Source organism: Campylobacter mucosalis, from assembly GCF_013372205.1.
Lineage (GTDB): Bacteria > Campylobacterota > Campylobacteria > Campylobacterales > Campylobacteraceae > Campylobacter_A > Campylobacter_A mucosalis.
In genome coordinates this window covers 441,505-460,945 of the sequence record NZ_CP053831.1, presented here as the reverse complement: position 1 = coordinate 460,945, position 19,441 = coordinate 441,505, and the positions used below count along the sequence as shown (strand labels likewise).

The following is a 19,441-nucleotide window of genomic DNA, read 5'->3' as shown; positions in this document are numbered from 1 at the left end:
TTAATCCTTTTTGCCATCAAGCCTTGCTATACCGATACCAGTTATAGCCAAAATCACCGCAAAAACAACTCCCATATAGTTCATAACAGCCCAAGGCAGATACTCAATCGTATTAACCCCAAGAGTAGCAGTCATATATGCACCAGCAGCCGACCAAGGTATTAGTGGAACTATAACCGTTCCAGAATCCTCAAGCGTCCTTGAAAGATTTTTTGCTGCCAAATTCTTCTGTTTGTAAAAATCTTTAAACATCTCGCCAGGCACAATGATAGAAAGGTACGAATTTCCCGTAATAAAAGCAACCGTGATACAAGAACCGATAGTTGATATTATCACACCAGTTGCACTCTTTACCTTTGACATAACGGTTGATAAAACAACATTTAGCATACCTGTAACTGTTAAAATACCAGCCAAACCCATAGCACACAAAACTAAAATGGTAGTGGAATTTACAGAACTTACACCGCCCCTATTTATAAGTCTTATAATGTCTTTTGAAAATTCGGCTTCAACACCACTCATAGAGAGATTAAAACCTGTCATCATAGAGATAAATCCACTCTTAAGACTAAAACCCTGAAATAAAATACCAAGTATTATCGATAAGAACGACGAAATAAGCATAATAGGAATGGTTGGCCACTTTAGAAACGATCCAGCTAAAACCAAAAGTGCTGGAAGCAAAAGTATGATATTAAAATCAAACACTTTATCAAGCTCATTTTGAAGCGATAAAATAGAAGCAGAGATGTTGCCACCACTAACAGCGCTAGATCCGATAAAATAATATGCCAAAAGCGCAACGATAGTCGCTGGGATAGTAGTATAAAACATATGCTTAATATGCTCATAAAGCTCTGAACCCGCAACAATTGGTGCTAAATTTGTCGTATCAGAAAGTGGAGATAGTTTATCTCCAAAATACGCACCAGCCACGACAGCACCAGCAGCCGCAGCAAGATCTACGCCAAGCCCCTGTGCGATACCCATAATTGCCACGCCTATCGTTCCAGCAGAGCCCCACGACGTCCCTGTAACAGTCGAGATAATAGCTGAGATAACAAAAGCAGTAACGACTAAATATCTTGGGCTAATAATCTCAATACCATAATAAACCAGCATTGGTATCGTGCCTGAAAACATCCAAGCACCGATGAGCAAACCAACAACCCACAGTATCATAAGTGCAGGCAAAGAACTTGCGATCTTATCAATAATACCCTTTTGCATATCGCTATAAGAGTAGCCTATACGCCACGCTATCACACCTGCAACAAGCGCCGAAAGCAGAAGTATCGGCTCAACCTTAAGCTTTAAATATCCAACCCCAACTGCAAGTCCAAAAACCATTACTAAAATCGGTGTAATGCTTTGTAAAAAAGTTGGCTTTGTCTTTGAAATTTCCACAATAATCTCCTTAAAGTAAAATCACTAATAAGGAATTTATTATTTTTATAATAAAAGAATTTTAAATCTAAAATTTATTATTTTAAATTTATAAAGCGTAGTTAAGAATTGTAACACGTAAGCATAAATTCTAATCACGCTTTATCGCATATCTTCCGCTACCACTAAGAAGCAAACAAAGAGCCATAGATATATATAGATACACAATCTCTGCCTTAAAACCGCCATGTGATGTAAGAGCAAAAAGGTCTGGAGCAAAGAACAACCATAGTATCGTAAAGCAAGTTCCTAAAATCAAAACAGATCCAAAACGCACATAAATTCCAAGAATAAGCATAACAGGCGCCACAACCTCGCCAAGATATGCAAAATACGCAATAAATTCTGGTAGTCCAACCTTTAGCAAAAGTGACTTTACAAAACCAACACCATTTAGCAATTTTGCTATGCCGTGCATAATAAGCATAACACCAAGCCCAAGTCTAATAAAAAGCAGTCCTAAATCGAAATTTTTCAAAATTTTCCTTAATACAAACTAGAGTTGGGGCAAAAATGCCCCAAATTTTAGAGTTTTTTAATCTTGATAGTTTTATCTTTATAAAGACCGGTTCCAACAGGTATCATACGACCTAAGATTACGTTTTCTTTTAGATCCTCAAGATAGTCAAATTTAGCCGCTATCGAAGCTTCGGTTAGAACCTTTGTCGTCTCTTGGAACGATGCCGCTGAGATAACGCTATCAGAGCCGATAGCCGCGCGAGTAACACCTAAAAGTATAGGCTCAGCAATCGCTGGTTCTCCGCCCATTTTCATAATTCGCTCATTTTCTTCTTTAAATCTATTTCTAGATATAAGATCGCCAACGATGAAATTTGTATTACCACTATCAACGATTTTAACCTGCCTTAGCATTTGAGATACGATAATCTCAATATGTTTATCGGCAATAGCAACACCTTGGCGGCGATAAACTTGCTGAATTTCGCTAATTAGGTAATAGTGAAGTGCTTTCTCGCCTAGAATTCTTAAAATATCGTGGCTTGAAATAAGTCCGTCTGTTAGCTTCTCTCCAGCGTGGACAAACTCGCCGTTTCTTACCTGAATTTGACGCGTTTTGTCAATCAAATACTCAGCACTAGAGCCATCTTCAGCTTCGATAATAACACGCTCTTTTGAGCGAAGTGGCTTATCAAATCTAACAACGCCGTCAATTTCAGCTACAATAGCCGTATTTTTAGGCTTTCTTGCTTCAAACAACTCAGATACCCTTGGAAGACCGCCAGTAATATCTTTTGATTTTGCAACTGCTTTTGGAGTTTTTGCCAAAATGTCAGCCTGAGCAACACTTGTGCCGTCACTTACAAATATAGCTGTTTTAGGCTCAAGCTGATACCTGATAGTTCCTGTTTTTGTCGCTATTACAATCGTAGGTTTTACGCCACTTGGCAGATACTCATTTACAACCAAACGGCTCTGACCAGTAGCTTCATCAAACTGCTCAGCCACACTATATCCAGGCTCAATATCTTCAAACGCCACAACACCAGCTTCCTCTGCAATTATAGGAGTTGAGTATGGATCCCACTCTGCAATTACTAGCTTATCGCTCTTTTCAGGAAGTGCTATAACGCTCTTAGTATCAACATTTGCATTATCATCTATCTGAACAATCGAGCCTCTTGGTATATAGTGGCGTATAGCTTCACGACCACCTTGATCTGAGACTACCACAAATAGACCTTTTTGCTCTACTTTATGTCCGTTTTTAACATCTTTTATACGCTCTAAATAGTCACCCTTTAGGATAAAGAATTTTGCAACCCCATTTGCACTAGCCACGATTTTTTGTGTGACAGGCTCTCCGTCAGCTATTTTTAGCTCACTGGCAAATGGGATACGATTTGGCACGTTCCAGCCCTCTTTGATGACCTCTACTATACTTTCGTGCTCTTTAACATCGTCGCCATTTGAGTAAGGTATATACATTTTACCTTCTATCTTTCCACTTACGCCGGCTAACTCATTTGGTTTAGCTACGTCATTTCTACGAACGATATATTTAAATTCCTCTTTTTTGCCTTTTATGGTAAGGATAATATCTTCGTGAGCTACTTCAATCTCAATCTTTCCGTCTACTGGAGATTTAATCTTTGGCTCAACCAAAAGCACAGCAGCACTTCGGCGGTTTGCGACTACTATTTTGCCGTTATTTTCATAAGTGTTTAGGTTGTAGTAACGTATAAAACCCTCTTTTGTAGCTACAACTTGGCGATCTTGTTGCTCTGTTGAAGCTGTTCCACCGATGTGGAATGTTCTTAGTGTTAGCTGAGTTCCTGGTTCCCCAATTGACTGAGCCGAGATAATACCAACAGCTTCGCCAGGCTTAACAAGTTTGCCCTCGCCGAGGTTTATACCATAGCACTTGGCACAAACGCCTTTTGGTGCTTTGCAAGTAATAGGGGTTCTTATGCTTACAGCTTTTATGCCACTCTCGCTAAGCACTCTTGCCTTTTCTTCATCAATCAATGTGCCTTCACTAAATAAAATTTCATTTGTTATTGGATCAATAACGTCATCAGCTAAAACTCTACCTAATACACGCTCTTCAAGGCTCTCAATAAGTTCGCCACTCTCAGTAATCTCAGTAATCTCAACACCCTCATGAGTGCCACAATCGTGCATAGACACCTTTACGTTTTGAGCAACGTCAATTAGCTTACGAGTTAGATAACCAGCGTTTGCCGTCTTTAAAGCGGTATCAGCTAGACCCTTTCTAGCACCGTGAGTCGAGTTAAAATACTCCATTATATTCAGTCCCTCACGGAAGTTTGAAACGATTGGTGTTTCAATAATAGAGCCGTCAGGTTTTGCCATAAGACCACGCATACCAGCAAGTTGGCGAATTTGAGCTGCTGAGCCCCTAGCACCAGAGTCAGCCATCATATAAATAGAGTTAAATCCACCCTTATCGCTTTGTATAAGTTTCATCATCTCACTAGCAACGGTGTTGTTTGTATCTGTCCAAATATCAACGATTTTGTTGTATCTCTCAGAGTCTGTTAGCAAACCACCACCATATTGCTTTTGAATTTCACGCACCTTTTTCTTAGCGTCATCAATATGTTTTTGTTTATTATCAGGCACGATGATATCAGCAATAGATATTGAAATTCCAGCCTTTGTAGCATAGCGGAAACCTAAATTTTTAAGCTTATCTAAAAACTCAGCCGTTACTTCAAGACCGCCATTTTTATAAACATAATCAACAAGTGACGAGATATCCTTTTTCTTCATAACTTTATTCCATAAATTTTCAGGAACAAAATCAGGAATGATAGAACGCAGTATCAAACGACCAGCGGTTGTTGTTATCGTGTGCCCTTCAAGGATTGTTTTAATCTTAGCGTGAAGTCCTAGTGAGTGAGCCTCTTCTGCTATCATAACCTCATCAACTGAGGCGAAAATTTTATTTGCACCTTTCTCATCGGTTCGCTCTAAGCTTAAATAGTAAATTCCTAAAACCATATCCTGGCTAGGCACAGTTATAGCCTTACCACTTGCTGGTAAAAGGATATTCATTGAGCTAAGCATTAAAATTTTACACTCAGCAATTGCTTCTTGTGATAATGGCACGTGAACAGCCATTTGGTCGCCGTCAAAGTCAGCGTTAAATGCGGCACAAACTAGCGGATGAAGCTGAATAGCCTTACCCTCAACTAGTACCGGGTGAAACGCTTGAATTGAAAGCTTGTGAAGCGTTGGAGCACGGTTTAGCATAACCGGATGATCTTTAACTACCTCTTCAAGGCACTCCCAAACTTCATTTGTCTTATCTTCAATCATCTTTTTGGCTTGTTTAACGGTCGTTGCATAACCTTTCTCTTCAAGACGCGCTAAAAGGTGTGGTTTAAATAGCTCTAACGCCATCTTTTTAGGCAGACCGCACTGATCCATTCTAAGCTTTGGACCAACAACAATAACCGAACGACCAGAGAAATCCACACGCTTACCTAGTAGGTTTTGGCGGAAACGACCCTGTTTGCCTTTGATAATCTCTGAAAGTGATTTAAGTGGACGTTTATTTGCACCTTTTACGGCATTTGCACGGCGACCATTATCAAATAAAGCATCAACGGCTTCCTGAAGCATACGTTTTTCGTTTCTTATAATAATCTCAGGTGCATCAAGCTCTAAAAGACGCTTTAAACGACTATTTCTATTTATCACACGACGATATAAATCATTTACATCTGAAACTGCAAATTTTCCACCGTCAAGGCTAACAAGTGGTCTTAAATCCGGCGGTAAAACTGGCAAATTTGTAATCATCATCCACTCTGGACGATTTCCTGAATTTAAAAAGCTCTCAATGACCTTTAGGCGTTTTACAATAGTTTTCTTTTTGGCTTCAGAATTTGTAGCCTCTATTTCTGCTTTTAAATCTTCTAAAATTTTAAACAAATCAAGCTCAGCAAGCATATCATAGATAACTTCGCCACCCATTCTAGCAACAAAGCCCTCATTTTCATATCTTTGTGCTAAAAGTTGATACTGCTCTTCGTTTAAAACGTCGTATTTTTCAACCTTTTTAGAATTTTCATTGTCATAAAAAGCACTGCCAGGATTTTCAACAATATATGCCTCATAGTAAAGCACACGCTCTAAATCTTTCATTTTTATGCCAAGAAGTGTGCCGATACGTGAAGGTAGTGAATTTACATACCAAATGTGAGCTACTGGCGTAACAAGCTCAATGTGCCCCATACGAGAGCGACGAACTTTTGAACTAGTAACCTCAACACCACATTTTTCGCATTTAATGCCCTTATAACGCATTTTTTTGTATTTGCCACAAAGACACTCATAGTCACGAATAGGACCAAAAATTTTAGCACAAAACAAACCGTCACGCTCAGGTTTTAGTGTGCGGTAGTTTATAGTTTCAGGCTTTTTAACCTCACCATAACTCCACGACTTTATCCTTTCAGGACTTGCAAGACGAAGCTGAAACGCTTCAAAATCACGAGGTCTTTGCTCCTCTTTTATCTCAACTGGTTTTAGGTTATTCATTTTCATTTGCTTCATCCTCATCGTATACTTCAACATCAAGTGCTAATGATTTTAGTTCGTTTGTTAAAACGAAGAAAGTCTCAGGGATACCAGTTTCTGGCACGTTTTCACCACGAGTTAGGGCTTTATAAGCCGATAAACGTCCCTCAACGTCGTCTGATTTAACGGTTAGCATTTCACGAAGCGTGTGAGCAGCACCGTAAGCCTCTAATGCCCAAACCTCCATCTCTCCAAATCTCTGACCACCAAATAGTGCCTTACCGCCAACTGGCTGTTGTGTTACAAGACTGTATGGACCGGTTGAACGAGCGTGGACCTTCTCATCAACTAAGTGGTGAAGTTTAAGCATATACATACAACCAACATTTACTCTCTCGCGAATTTTTGAGCCAGTTCTGCCGTCATATAGCTCGGTTTTGCCGTCACTATCAATCTTGGCCATTTCAAAAAGTTTTGCAAATTCATCAGGTTTAACGCCCTCAAAAATCGGAGTAGCAAATCTAACACCCTTGCTCCAATCTCTTGCGTATTCAATTAATTTTTCATCGCTTATCTGACTAAGTGCTTTTTTAGCGTCCATTAGTTTTGAAACACTTGCAATCTCTATCATCTTAGCACGTAAATTTTTAATCCACTCACCCTTTTTGGTCTCAAAAATTTCAGCGATTTGCTCACCCAAACGATAGCCAACAAGTCCAAGGTGGCTCTCTAAAATTTGACCGATATTCATACGGCTTGGAACACCTAGCGGATTTAAAACGATATCAACAATCTGTCCATTTGGCAAGTAAGGCATATCAACCTCTGGAACGATGTTTGAAACTATACCTTTATTTCCGTGACGTCCAGCCATTTTATCGCCCACTTTTAGCTTACGTTTTGTAGCGATATAAACTTTAACAAGCTTGACAACACCGCTTGGCAAAATGTCATCTTTGCCTAAAATTTCAATCTTAGCGTCGTGCTCTTCTTTTAGTTTTCTCTTCTCATTTTGGAAGTAGTTTTTAAGCTCATCATATTGCTTTTGAACATCTTTTGAAAAGCCTTTAACAATAGTATTTATGGTAAATCTGTTAATATTTTCAAGGTCTACGCTATCTATTTTTGAGCCTTTTTTATACTCTTTTTTGTTTATAGTTTGTGCGGTCGCTAAAACATTTTTAGAGAGCAATGATGTCACTTTTAACATCTCTTCGCGATCAAGCATTAAAAGCCTGTCGTGGTGCTCTTTTTCAAGAACCATCTTTTCATCTTCATATGTCTTGCTTGCCCTGCTATCTTTTTCGTGACCCTTTTTTGTAAAAATTTTAACATCTATAACAACACCCTCCATAGAAGCAGTTGCATAGAGTGACTTATTGACGACGTGACCAGCCTTTTCGCCAAATATCGCACGAAGCAAACGCTCTTCAGGGGTAGGTTTAACCTCGCCTTTTGGAGATACTTTACCCACTAAAATCATACCTGGCTTAATCTGAGTGCCTATTTTTATGATACCACTATCATCAAGGTGAATTAAATCCTCCTCTTTAACGTTTGGTATATCTTTTGTAATCTCTTCTACGCCGTCTTTAAGCTCACGAGCTTCAATCTCTTTTTCATAGATATGAACGCTTGTAAATGCGTCTTCACGGATCATCTTTTCGTTCATTACTATAGCATCTTCGTAGTTATAACCGTTCCAAGGCATAAATGCAATCAGTGCATTTTTACCAATAGCAAGCTCTCCTAGCTCCATACTTGGACCATCAGCTATTATTTGACCAAGCTCTACCTTTTCGCCCTTTTTAACGATAGGATGCTGAGAGAATGTAGTATTTTGATTTGTGCGTAAATTTTTCTCTAAAGAGTAGTGGTCTATAAACGGACCAGCCTCATCTTCGCCAAGGATAAATATATTTTTATTATCTACCTTTTCAACCACACCAGCACGTTTTGCCTTTACGCTCTCCCAAGCATCACGAGCAACGGTACTTTCCATACCAGTTCCTACAATCGGTGCAGTCGCTCTAAGTAATGGCACTGCTTGGCGTTGCATGTTTGAACCCATTAGGGCACGGTTTGCGTCATCGTGCTCCAAAAACGGAATAAGCGAAGCAGCAACACCAGCTATCATACCAGAGCAAAGGTCGATTAATGTAACATCTTCACGGCGTGCGAGCATCATTTCGCCCTCACGTCTAACCTCTAGCAAGTCCTCAACGATATAGCCCTTATCATCAAGCTTTGTTGAAGCTGGAGCTATAACATTACCCTCCTCTTGAGTTGCAGTTAAATAAACTATTTCATCTGTAACTTTACCGTCTACAACCTTTTTATAAGGAGCCTCAACAAAGCCAAGTTCATTTACTTTTGCATAAGTTGAAAGTGTGTTGATTAGACCGATATTTTGACCTTCTGGCGTTTCGATAGGGCAAATTCGTCCATAGTGTGTAGGGTGAACGTCACGCACCTCAAAACCAGCGCGCTCTTTAACCAAACCACCCTCACCAAGAGCCGAAAGACGGCGTTTGTGAGTAACCTCACTAAGTGGGTTGGTCTGATCCATAAACTGACTTAACTGACCGCCAGTGAAAAATTCCATTATAGTCGCAGTTATCATCTTTGGATTGATTAAATCATAAGGCATTAGCTCGTCTATACTGTTGCTAAGCCCTGTAAATTTATCACGGATCGCCTTTTGCATTTTGACAAATCCAAGGTGAAGTTCATTTGCTAAAAGTTCGCCAATAGAGCGGATACGACGATTTCCAAGATGATCTCTATCATCTATCAAGCCCTGTCCATTTTTAACTTTTATAAGATATTTTGCTGTCTTTATAATATCCTCATTTGTAAGAACCGTTACGTATTCTGGAACCTCAAGAGCTAGTTTGTGATTCATCTTCATACGACCAACTTTAGTCATATCGTAACGCTCAGGGTTAAAGAATATATCATTTACAAATGCTTTCGCAGCGTCTTTTACAACTGGCTCTCCAGGACGCATAACCTTATAAATTCTAATAGCAGAGAGGTCATTTTCATCATCAATACCCTCTGTCTGTTTTAAAAGTTTTAATGTCTCAGCATCAGCCAAGAAAGAATTTATAATAGCATCATCAACACCTGAAGCAGAGTTATTTATAATCTCAATGCTTTCATATTCGCTTAAAATTTTAGCCAGTTTATTTTCATCAAGTTGTGAAAGAGTATCATATACAACTTCGCCACTTTCATTGTCAATAACTGGATTTGCAAGATATTTGTTTATTAAAACCTCTGTTGGGTACTCTACAAATTTTAGCCCGTCTTCTACTAGCTTATCTGCTTTTTTCTTAGTCAAGCGTTTTCCAGCTTCGTGTAGAATCTTTCCACTTTCATCTTTTATATCATACTCAACTCTGCCAAGATAATCATCAGAGTTAAATACTGTTAAAAATTTGCCATTTTTTATTGTTAGTGTTTGAATAGGATAAAATAGTTTTATAATGTCTTGTTTTTTATAACCAAGTGCCCTAAATAGTATCGTTACTGGTACTTTTCTACGCTTATTTATACGCACATAAAGAACGTCTTTTGTGTCATACTCAAAGTATAGCCAAGAGCCACGATCAGGTATAATTTGAGCTGTGTAGATTAGCTTATTTACGACAGTCGCACTCTCTTCTTGTTTAAAAATAACGCCTGGGCTTCTATGGAGCTGATTTACAACAACACGCTCAACGCCATTTATGATAAATGAAATTCTATCTGTCATAAGAGGAATTTCACGGATAAAAATTTCTTGTTCTTTTATATCTTTTACACCGATTTTCTCGCCGGTTTTTTCATCTTTTTCGTGAACTATAAGACGAACTTTGATCTTTAAATTTACAGAATAAGTAAGTCCTCTTTCTATACACTCTCTAACTGTGTATTTTGGCTTACCTATTTCGGAGCTAACATACTCAAGGCTTAGGCGGTTTTGAATATCATGAATAGGGAATATTGATTTAAAAACTTTTTCTATACCGCTCTCTTGCAGTGAATTATCTAGGTTTAAAAACTGGTCGAAACTCTTTTTTTGTAGTTGTAATAAATTTGGAATATCTATCTCTTTAGCGACATTTGAAAAATCAACTCTAAGACGATTTCCTGAGTATAAACTATTTAACATATATCTACCTCGTGGTAATTTTGAAAGAAAAGTATTAAGCCTTTAATGGCATCTAAAATTTAAAAAGGAGAGAGCATTAGCTCTCTCATAAGTTTTATTAATTTCAATAAAAATGAAATTATTTAAGTTCGACTTTTGCACCAGCTTCTTCAAGCTCTTTTTTAGCAGCTTCTGCTTCGTCTTTGCTAACGCCCTCTTTAAGAACAGAAGGAGTTTGCTCAACTGCGTCTTTAGCCTCTTTAAGACCAAGACCAGTAAGAGCACGAACAACTTTAATAACATTAATTTTCTTATCGCCACCATCAAGTAAAACGATATTAAATTCAGTTTTTTCTTCAGCTGCTTCAGCCGCTGCACCACCGCCAACACCAGCTACCATTACAGGAGCTGCACTAACGCCAAATTTCTCTTCAAACTCTTTTACAAGTTCTGAAAGCTCTAACACTGAAAGATTAGAGATAAACTCTAATACATCTGCTTTTGTAATTGCCATTTTATTATCCTTTTATTATTATGCTGATTGTTCTTTTTTCTCTTTAAGCGCATTTAATCCAATTGTGAAATTTTGAATTGGCGCATTCCAAACCTGCAAAAGCATTGCAATAAGCTCATCACGACTAGGCATTTTAGATAGAGCTTTAACTTTTTCAACACTTGCAACTTCACCTTCAATATGTGCTATTTTAATTTTGAATAGATCTTGATTCGTCTCTTCAAATTTAGCAACAACCTTAGTTACACTTAGCTGATCTTCGCCCCAAACATAGATGTTTGTATCTTTAAGATCCATTCCTTCTTTCTCTACGTTCTTAAGAGCAATTTTAGCTAATGTATTTTTAACAACCTGAACTTTAACGTTTTGCTCTCTTGCGGCATTTCTTAAAGCTTCAAGTTTTTTAACACTAAGACCACGATAATCACAAACAACAATAGCTTGTGCATTTTTAAATTCGCTTTCTAGTTTAGCTATAACTTCAGATTTTTCGTTACGTGTCACGTCTTCTCCTTTCCGACCAGTGATTTCAAGCAGAGAGGGTCGAATCAATTAAGCCCAAAGGCCTCCGCTATCTCTAATCTAAGATAAAAATTTAAGCTTACAAACTTAAACCTAAATTTTTATCTTAAAAAAGAGCCACTTAAGGCTCTTTTGATTATTTTAGATCCATAACCTCTTGAGTGTCAAGAGCGATAGATGGGCTCATAGTTAGCGATAATCTAGCATTTTTTACATATCTACCTTTTGCGGCAGCTGGTTTATGTTTATTTATAGCCTTAATAAATGCTGACACGTTTTCATTAAGTTGCTCTTTGCTAAAGCTTACTTTGCCAAGACCTGCGTGGATATTTCCTTGCTTATCTACACGGAAATTTACCTGACCGCTCTTTGCGTTATTAACAGCTTGTGCAACGTCCATAGTAACTGTTCCGGTTTTTGGGTTTGGCATAAGACCCTTTGGTCCTAATATACGAGCCGCTTTGCCTAACACACCCATTAGATTAGGAGTAGCGATAAGGACATCGAAATTTATAATACCTTTTTGAACATCATCTATAATGTCCTCAGCTCCAACCAAATCAGCACCAGCAGCCTTAGCCTCATCAGCTTTAGCGTCTTTTGCGATAACAGCAACACGAACTTTTTTACCTGTTCCAGCTGGTAATATAACAGAACCGCGAACCATTTGATCTGCGTGTCTTGGATCAACATTTAGTTTAAGAGCTATCTCAACTGTTTCATCAAATTTCGCAGATGCCAAAGTCTTAACTGTATCTATGGCTTCTGATAAACTATAAATTTTGTTATCATCAACTTTTTTTAATAATTCTTGAAATCTTTTTGTAGTCTTTCCCATTAATCTCTCCGCATTAAAACGTGCTTCCGCCTTCTGAATATCAACCTGGCGGTAAAGGTATTAGTCTATAACCTCGACACCCATTGAACGAGCAGAACCAGCTATAATTTTAGCAGCTTGCTCTTTGTCGTTTGTGTTTAAATCAACAATTTTACGCTCAACTATCTCTAAAATTTGAGCTTTTGTGATTTTACCAACTTTATTTTTCAAAGGGTTATCAGTACCTTTTGAAATTCCAGCAGCCTTTTTTATAAGGTCTGTCGCAGGTGGTTGTTTTGTGATAAATGTAAAACTTCTATCAGCATAAACAGTGATAACAACAGGAATGTTAAAACCTGCCATATCTTTTGTTCTTTCATTAAAAGCCTTACAAAACTCCATTATGTTTACGCCTTGCTGACCAAGAGCCGGACCAACCGGAGGGCTTGGATTTGCTTTTGTAGCAGCAATTTGCAATTTTATTTCGCCTATAACTTTCTTAGCCATAAACCTACTCCTTAAATTATCTTCTCAACTTGTGAATATAAAATATCAACCGGTGTACTTCTGCCAAATATGGAAACATTCAAACGAAGCTTTCCGTGAACCATATCATACTCCTCTACTATACCAGTAAAGTTTGCAAAAGGACCCTCTGTAATACGAACACTCTCGCCATCTTCAAAAAATATTTTTGGTTTAGGCGCAGCACGTTTTTCTACTTTTTCTAAAATTGTATTAATGTCTTTATCACTTAATGGGGTCGGCTTTTTAGACTCTCCGATAAATCTACCAACCTTCGGCAAAGATTGAATTTTATGCCAAAGTGCAGTATCTAAATCAAGACGAGCAAAAGCATATCCTGGATAAAGTGTTCTTTCGTTTATCTTTTGTTTTCCGTTTTTAATCTCTATCACATCCTCTGTAGGAACTATAACTTCCTCGACTCTAGAGCCTATATCATTATCTAAAGCCATACTCTCTATGGCTCTTTTTACAGCCATTTCACTTCCTGCATACGTTTGAATAGCATACCATTTATGTGCCATAAATAACCCTTTTAGATAATCTTAGAAAGTGAAAAAGACATAATTGCATCAACTAAAGCTAAAAATAGAGATACAACAGTAACAACAATAAAAACGGTTATAAAAGCATTTCTTACTTGCTCTTTAGTAGGAAATATTACCTTTAAAATTTCAAGTTTTGAAAGCTTTAAATAATTTATTATCTTTTCCATTTTTTACCTTATAGTGGCAGGGCAAGAGGGATTCGAACCCCCAACCATTGGATTTGGAATCCAGCGCTCTACCGTTGGAGCTATTGCCCTAATGCTAATAGCCTAATTAGCTCTTTAATTTAACTTCTTTATGAACTGTATGCTTTTTAAGTCTAGGGCAATACTTCTTAAGCTCTAATTTCTCTGTTGTTGTCTTGCTATTTTTTGTTGTAGTATAGTTTATATCACCAGATTCTGAGCATTTAAGACCTATTTTTACTCTACTATTACTTTTTGCCATAAATTTCCTTTTCTAAAAAGTAGAGAGAACAACCCCTCTACCAAATAATGCTAAATTAAGCTAATATCTTTGATACAACGCCAGAACCAACTGTTCTACCACCCTCACGGATAGCAAAGCGTGTACCTTCTTCAAGTGCTACTGGAGCTATAAGCTCAACTGTAATTTTTAGGTTATCACCAGGCATAACCATCTCAGTACCTTCTGGAAGAGTTATAGAACCTGTAACGTCTGTTGTTCTAACATAGAATTGTGGTCTATAATTGTTAAAGAATGGAGTGTGGCGACCACCTTCATCTTTAGTAAGGATATAAACCTCTCCTTCAAATTTTGTATGTGGAGTGATTGATTTTGGCTTAGCAAGAACCATACCACGCTCAACGTCTTCTTTCTTAGTACCTCTTAAAAGAACACCAACGTTATCGCCAGCCTCGCCTTGATCCATCTCTTTTCTAAACATCTCAACACCAGTAACTGTTGTTGTTTGAGTATCGCGTATACCAACGATTTCGATTGTATCGCCAACTTTAACAACACCCTTCTCAATTCTACCTGTAACAACTGTACCACGACCAGAGATCGAGAACACGTCCTCGATAGGCATTAGGAAGTCTTTATCAGTAGCACGAGCTGGAGTTGGGATATAGCTATCAACAGCAGCCATAAGCTCAAGAACTTTTGCTGACCACTCGCCGTCTTTGCCGTCTTTTGCTTCATTTAGTGCTTGAAGAGCAGAACCAGCTATGATAGGTGTATCATCGCCTGGGAAGTCATAAGTGCTTAGAAGCTCTCTTATTTCCATTTCTACTAGATCAAGAAGTTCAGCGTCATCAACCATATCAGCTTTGTTCATAAATACAACTATGTATGGAACGCCAACTTGGCGAGATAGTAGGATGTGCTCTCTTGTTTGTGGCATTGGGCCGTCAGCTGCTGAAACAACTAGGATAGCACCGTCCATTTGAGCAGCACCAGTAATCATATTTTTAACATAGTCAGCGTGGCCTGGGCAGTCAACGTGAGCATAGTGGCGATTTTCTGTTTCATACTCAATGTGTGAAGTAGCAATCGTAATACCGCGCTCTTTTTCTTCTGGAGCGTTATCGATATTATCATAATCTTTAAGCTCAGCAAGACCTCTTCTTGAAAGAACAGCAGAAATAGCAGCTGTTAATGTAGTTTTACCGTGGTCAACGTGACCAATGGTACCAATGTTTACGTGTGGCTTATTACGTGAAAATTTTTCTTTAGCCATCTTTTCCTCCATTAATATGATATGAACTCAAAACTAGAATTTGTCTTGTCTAAGTTGTAATTTAACGTAACCTGGAGCTCATAGCGGGACTTGAACCCGCGACCTCTTCCTTACCAAGGAAGTGCTCTACCTCTGAGCCATATGAGCGTTTTTAACGCTTGGCTAAGACGATAAATTTACCTAAAACTTAACAATTCAACTAAAACCATGTGGATATAAAAAACTGAAGCAAATAAAAACCTCTCTTACAGCTCCCAGTTAAAATATCCAAAAATTGGAGCGGGAAACGGGACTCGAACCCGCGACCCTCAGCTTGGAAGGCTGATGCTCTAGCCAACTGAGCTACTCCCGCATATAGCTGGTGGTGAGACGTGGATTCGAACCACGGAAGACATAGTCAGCAGATTTACAGTCTGCCCTCGTTGGCCGCTTGAGTATCTCACCCTTTTTAATATTATGAAAATAAAATTGGTATTTCTGGTCAAACACTGTTGAAAATGGAGCTGGTGAACGGAATCGAACCGCCGACCTACTGCTTACAAGGCAGTAGCTCTACCATCTGAGCTACACCAGCATCCTTTTAGTGAAGTGTCAATTATATCTCAAATAAAAACAAAAGTCAAGGGTTTTTTATAAAAAAACTAAAATAACTAAAAAATATAAAATTTTAATTTTTTTTAAAAACTAAAATCATATAATTTGCAAAAAATAAGGACAGAAAATATGCAATACTTACCTTGGGTTGTTATACTTTTGCTTATATACGCGATATATTTTTTAATGATAAGATATGAAAAGCGTATGGATATGCTAAGCAAACTAATCGAGCAAAATAGAGATAACATAAAACAAAACAAAAATATGATAGAAAAAAATCGCACACTTATAGAGAAAAACAAAACTGCTATCGAAGAAAATAGCAAAAATATAAGTGCTAGTCTAAAAAAGATCGAAACAGATATTGAGGACTAACGTTTCCAAAATATCTCATTTTCCTCTTTTTTGAGCAGTTTTTCGTATGTGTCCATTCTGATATTTAGTTGCTCTAAATTTATGCCGTCTTTTTTGATTTTGTAGTATTTGCCGTCTTTTAGGCAATATGTCGGTTGCAGATCATATCTTTTAGAAAGCGGTAGTACTTTAAAGCTTAGATTATCAAGTATTAGTGGCTCCTTTTTAGGGCTTTCCCAAACGGCAAGTACCATATGATAGCTACCAGAGAATTTCTCTTTTACGACAAGCAAACAATGCTGATTTGAAATTCCAAGATCTTTTAAGCTCTCTTTTTTTGTTATCGCATACTCTTCGCAATCTCCACCGCCACGCCTTAAAAATTCTCCGCGAGTGCTCCAAATATCGACATTTGTATTATAAAAATTATCATATCTTGGCATAATGGTATTGATATAGTCATTTACCAGCTCTAGTTTGCGGTTAAAATTTTCGTTTTTAATTCTGTTCATAAATTTAGAGTAGTGGTTAAGTATATTTTGGCAGCGAGGCTCTCCTTTGCAGGCCTTTAAATTTTCAGATGACACCTCAAAATTTAGCGCCTGTAAAGCGATAGCATTTAAAAAAACTAGGTATAAAAATAGAGATTTAAGCATCTTGCTTTTGTCTTAACAACACAAGTCCCAATCTATCTTTAACGCCTATTTTTGAATATATCGCTGTTGTGTGAGCCTTAACCGTTCTTAGCGTGATCCCAGAAATTTCTGAAATTTCTTTGTTGCTCATACCTTTATAGATAAACTCTGCGATCTCTTTTTCTCTTGCGCTAAGTTGCTCAAAAACGTCATTGCTCTTAGCAGGAGCGTTAGAAACGACGATCTCGCCAATCATCTGCTGAATAAACTCAGGATATATCCAAACATTGCCATTAATGATCGTACTTACCGCGTCATTAAAGTGAATCTCTTGCATGTGCGAGTTAGCATACCCTTTAACGCCATAAGCAAGTAGGAGTTTGCCGTTTATAAAATTTGGCTCATTTGCCAATGCTAAAATTTTAACATCGCTAAATTTTGATAGCAAATCTTTAATAAAAGCATTGATATTTGGCAATACAGCAACATCAAGTCCCAAAATAACACCCTTTGGGTCTTTTAGATTTTTTATCAACTCATCTTGACTATGAACAAATGTCGGATTTTTATTAAATTTGTAGCTCTTCCATAAGCTTTGTAATGAATTATTTTTTGTAAATAAAACTAATTTCATATCATCCTCTCTTGTGATTTTAAAATTTTATCATACGATAGCTCTCCGTTGATATAAACAAATATCCTACGCACCTCATCTGTATCGCCAAAAGTATATCTATATGTTAAGCTAGATAAAAATTTTGACACATCATCGTCTTTAGAAAAGTTAAAACTAACCTCGATCGCCTTATTTGCTATTGAATACCTATAAGGACTGCTTAATGCCAAGCTATCAAACACCAAGCTATCGCTGTTCTCGTCGTAACCTTGTATCAAAATTTTAATCAACTCCACATCTTTATCGCAACCAATCTCTTTTCCAAATTTAAATATTTGAGCAAAATCGCCAAAAAGCTCGTTGTAGCTTTTTGTGCAATCCTTAAATACAAAATTTGTCGTATCAAAATTTACAAGATCCGTTTGGCTATCGCTACTTATGCTAAAAAAACCGCTAATACCAGTTGGTCTTATCTCATAAGAGCTAAAATTTTGCGCATAATATGCAGTGTGCATTATCTCTCCGTTAAAGCATTTTGCTTTGCTTTTAAAATAGGTTTTAGCAGATAATCAAGAATGGTTTTCTTACCAGTAATAATATCTGCATTCACGACCATACCGACTTTTATACGTAGAGGTTTTTCCTCGCTTCCTAGGTAGTTTTTATCAGTTTCTATACGGACAAGATAGTGACTCTCGCCTGTTTTTTCGTTTGTTTCAGTATCGGCACTTATCTGCGTAACTTTTCCAGTTAAACCTCCATAAATACTAAAATCATAGGCTGTAAATTTAACCATAGTGCTAAGCCCTGGGCGCAAAAATGCTACATCCGCTGGTTTTACTTTAATCTCTGCAACAAGCTTATCCTCTAGCGGAACTATCTCAGCGATATTCTCTCCAGGCTTAATGACACCAGAAACGGTATTTACCATTAGCTTACTAACTATACCATCAACTGGCGAGCGGACAAATGTTCTTTCAACTCTGTCGCTTAGGTTAATCTGCGACTCATTTATTCTTGAAATTTCAGCAGAAACTTCGGTAAGCTGTTTTTTAGCATCGCTTCTAAATGCAGCCCTTGCCTCGCTTATTTTATTCTCCACCTCTTTAATAGTGGATTCTATCCTAGGTATCGAGAGTTTTGCTGCATCTAGCTCGCCCTTTAGATCGCTTAGTTTTCTTTGCAACTGAATATACTCTATCTCACTTACTAGTCCTTTTCTAAAAAGCGGTTCGGTGATACTTTTTTCTTTTAAAGCAAGATTGTAGCTAGTCTGCGTCTGTGCAATTTTATTTTGAAGCTCATTTAACTCACTTTTTCTTTGTGAAATTTGCTCATTTAAAATTTGTATCTGCTCTCTTAAACGCTCTTGATTTGAAGCATACAGACTAAGCTCGTAAGTTATGGCTCTTGTATTGTTAAAATCCTTGGTCGTTTCTTCGCTAAATTCCTTATCGTTCGCCTCTGCTTCAAGCCTTAAAAATTTAGCATTTAACTCATCTAATCTTAACTGCGACTCACCATAACTACTTGAGAAATTTTTATTATCTATTTTAAGGATAACCTGATCTTTTTTGACCTCATCGCCCTCTCTTACAAAAATTTGCTCAACGATACCGCCTTCTAGGTTTTGTATGGCTTGATTTTTGCCAGATGGTATGATCTTTCCAGTTCCTCTTGTAATCTCATCTATTTCAGCTTGAGACGCCCACACAATAAGCCAAATAACAGTAAAAGCGACCGCGTATAGCACCTTTTTAGAATTTGAAGGCGTCTTGGCTAAAACCGCCTCAGAGAGACTTGACATAAAACGTATATCATACGCATCATAATCTTTCTTTTTTATGCTCTCTCGTATGCTTTTTACACTATCTGTGATACTTGCACTACTATTTTCTTGCGTTTTAATATCAACAGGCTGCCTTTGCTCCTCTTTTTTCTCACTAACCTCAGGAGTGCTACCCGCTGTTTGCTCTTTTATCTCGTCTTGTTTTACTTTATCTTGTTCTTGCAT

The 19,441-nt window shown here is 37.7% G+C and carries 17 protein-coding genes and 5 tRNA genes; 1 reads left to right on the top strand and 21 read right to left on the bottom strand.

The genetic code is table 11. The annotated features are described in order from the left end of the window. From nhaC to CMCT_RS02275, 17 genes are all read right to left on the bottom strand, one after another. Positions 1-1,410 carry a Na+/H+ antiporter NhaC gene (gene nhaC, locus CMCT_RS02355; protein WP_034967903.1) on the bottom strand — a complete coding sequence of 470 codons (1,410 nt, stop codon included), beginning with the start codon at positions 1,408-1,410 and terminating at the stop codon, positions 1-3. 130 nt (positions 1,411-1,540) lie between these two features. Then, entirely contained in the window at positions 1,541-1,927 is a 387-nt protein-coding gene (locus CMCT_RS02350; protein WP_034967900.1) for a DoxX family protein, read from the bottom strand. Positions 1,928-1,974: 47 nt separating this feature from the next. Beyond that, on the bottom strand, positions 1,975-6,480 hold the full coding sequence (rpoC, locus tag CMCT_RS02345; protein ID WP_034967898.1) for a DNA-directed RNA polymerase subunit beta': 4,506 nt from the start codon (positions 6,478-6,480) through the stop codon (positions 1,975-1,977). Beyond that, positions 6,473-10,618, bottom strand: a complete 4,146-nt coding sequence (gene rpoB / locus CMCT_RS02340) for a DNA-directed RNA polymerase subunit beta (protein ID WP_034967896.1) — start codon at positions 10,616-10,618, stop codon at positions 6,473-6,475. Before rpoB ends, rpoC begins: the two co-directional genes overlap by 8 nt. Positions 10,619-10,736: 118 nt before the next feature. Beyond that, on the bottom strand, positions 10,737-11,111 hold the full coding sequence (gene rplL, locus CMCT_RS02335) for a 50S ribosomal protein L7/L12 (RefSeq protein ID WP_034967893.1): 375 nt from the start codon (positions 11,109-11,111) through the stop codon (positions 10,737-10,739). 18 nt (positions 11,112-11,129) lie between these two features. After that, entirely contained in the window at positions 11,130-11,615 is a 486-nt protein-coding gene (rplJ, locus tag CMCT_RS02330; RefSeq protein WP_034967891.1) for a 50S ribosomal protein L10, read from the bottom strand. Between the two features lie 154 nt (positions 11,616-11,769). Further along, complete coding sequence (gene rplA / locus CMCT_RS02325; protein ID WP_034967889.1) at positions 11,770-12,471, bottom strand: 50S ribosomal protein L1; 702 nt, start codon at positions 12,469-12,471, stop codon at positions 11,770-11,772. A gap of 60 nt (positions 12,472-12,531) precedes the next feature. After that, the gene (gene rplK, locus CMCT_RS02320) at positions 12,532-12,957 is read right to left on the bottom strand and encodes a 50S ribosomal protein L11 (RefSeq protein ID WP_034967886.1); all 426 of its coding nucleotides are present in this window, start codon (positions 12,955-12,957) and stop codon (positions 12,532-12,534) included. Positions 12,958-12,968: 11 nt separating this feature from the next. Next, the gene (gene nusG, locus CMCT_RS02315; protein WP_034967882.1) at positions 12,969-13,499 is read right to left on the bottom strand and encodes a transcription termination/antitermination protein NusG; all 531 of its coding nucleotides are present in this window, start codon (positions 13,497-13,499) and stop codon (positions 12,969-12,971) included. Positions 13,500-13,510: 11 nt separating this feature from the next. Further along, on the bottom strand, positions 13,511-13,690 hold the full coding sequence (gene secE / locus CMCT_RS02310; RefSeq protein ID WP_034967879.1) for a preprotein translocase subunit SecE: 180 nt from the start codon (positions 13,688-13,690) through the stop codon (positions 13,511-13,513). A 14-nt stretch (positions 13,691-13,704) separates the two neighbouring features. Then, positions 13,705-13,780, bottom strand: a tRNA-Trp gene (locus tag CMCT_RS02305). A 16-nt stretch (positions 13,781-13,796) separates the two neighbouring features. Next, the gene (gene rpmG, locus CMCT_RS02300) at positions 13,797-13,970 is read right to left on the bottom strand and encodes a 50S ribosomal protein L33 (RefSeq protein WP_034967877.1); all 174 of its coding nucleotides are present in this window, start codon (positions 13,968-13,970) and stop codon (positions 13,797-13,799) included. Positions 13,971-14,025: 55 nt separating this feature from the next. After that, on the bottom strand, positions 14,026-15,225 hold the full coding sequence (gene tuf / locus CMCT_RS02295; RefSeq protein ID WP_034967874.1) for an elongation factor Tu: 1,200 nt from the start codon (positions 15,223-15,225) through the stop codon (positions 14,026-14,028). A gap of 72 nt (positions 15,226-15,297) precedes the next feature. Then, positions 15,298-15,372, bottom strand: a tRNA-Thr gene (locus CMCT_RS02290). Positions 15,373-15,500: 128 nt separating this feature from the next. Then, positions 15,501-15,577: transfer RNA gene (locus CMCT_RS02285), tRNA-Gly, on the bottom strand. 7 nt (positions 15,578-15,584) lie between these two features. Then, a tRNA-Tyr gene (locus CMCT_RS02280) sits at positions 15,585-15,669 on the bottom strand. A 54-nt stretch (positions 15,670-15,723) separates the two neighbouring features. After that, a tRNA-Thr gene (locus CMCT_RS02275) sits at positions 15,724-15,799 on the bottom strand. Positions 15,800-15,948: 149 nt separating this feature from the next. Here CMCT_RS02275 and CMCT_RS02270 point away from each other — a divergent pair. Beyond that, on the top strand, positions 15,949-16,197 hold the full coding sequence (locus CMCT_RS02270) for a hypothetical protein (protein ID WP_034967872.1): 249 nt from the start codon (positions 15,949-15,951) through the stop codon (positions 16,195-16,197). Here CMCT_RS02270 and CMCT_RS02265 read toward each other — a convergent pair. From CMCT_RS02265 to CMCT_RS02250, 4 genes are all read right to left on the bottom strand, one after another. Next, the gene (locus tag CMCT_RS02265; RefSeq protein ID WP_236844956.1) at positions 16,194-16,688 is read right to left on the bottom strand and encodes a transglutaminase-like cysteine peptidase; all 495 of its coding nucleotides are present in this window, start codon (positions 16,686-16,688) and stop codon (positions 16,194-16,196) included. The two genes, CMCT_RS02270 and CMCT_RS02265, sit on opposite strands and share 4 nt — an antisense overlap. 136 nt (positions 16,689-16,824) lie before the next feature. Next, positions 16,825-17,445, bottom strand: a complete 621-nt coding sequence (locus CMCT_RS02260) for a helix-turn-helix transcriptional regulator (protein WP_034967866.1) — start codon at positions 17,443-17,445, stop codon at positions 16,825-16,827. Then, entirely contained in the window at positions 17,442-17,942 is a 501-nt protein-coding gene (locus CMCT_RS02255; protein WP_034967862.1) for a DUF5416 family protein, read from the bottom strand. Before CMCT_RS02255 ends, CMCT_RS02260 begins: the two co-directional genes overlap by 4 nt. Further along, complete coding sequence (locus tag CMCT_RS02250; protein WP_051654848.1) at positions 17,942-19,441, bottom strand: HlyD family type I secretion periplasmic adaptor subunit; 1,500 nt, start codon at positions 19,439-19,441, stop codon at positions 17,942-17,944. Before CMCT_RS02250 ends, CMCT_RS02255 begins: the two co-directional genes overlap by 1 nt.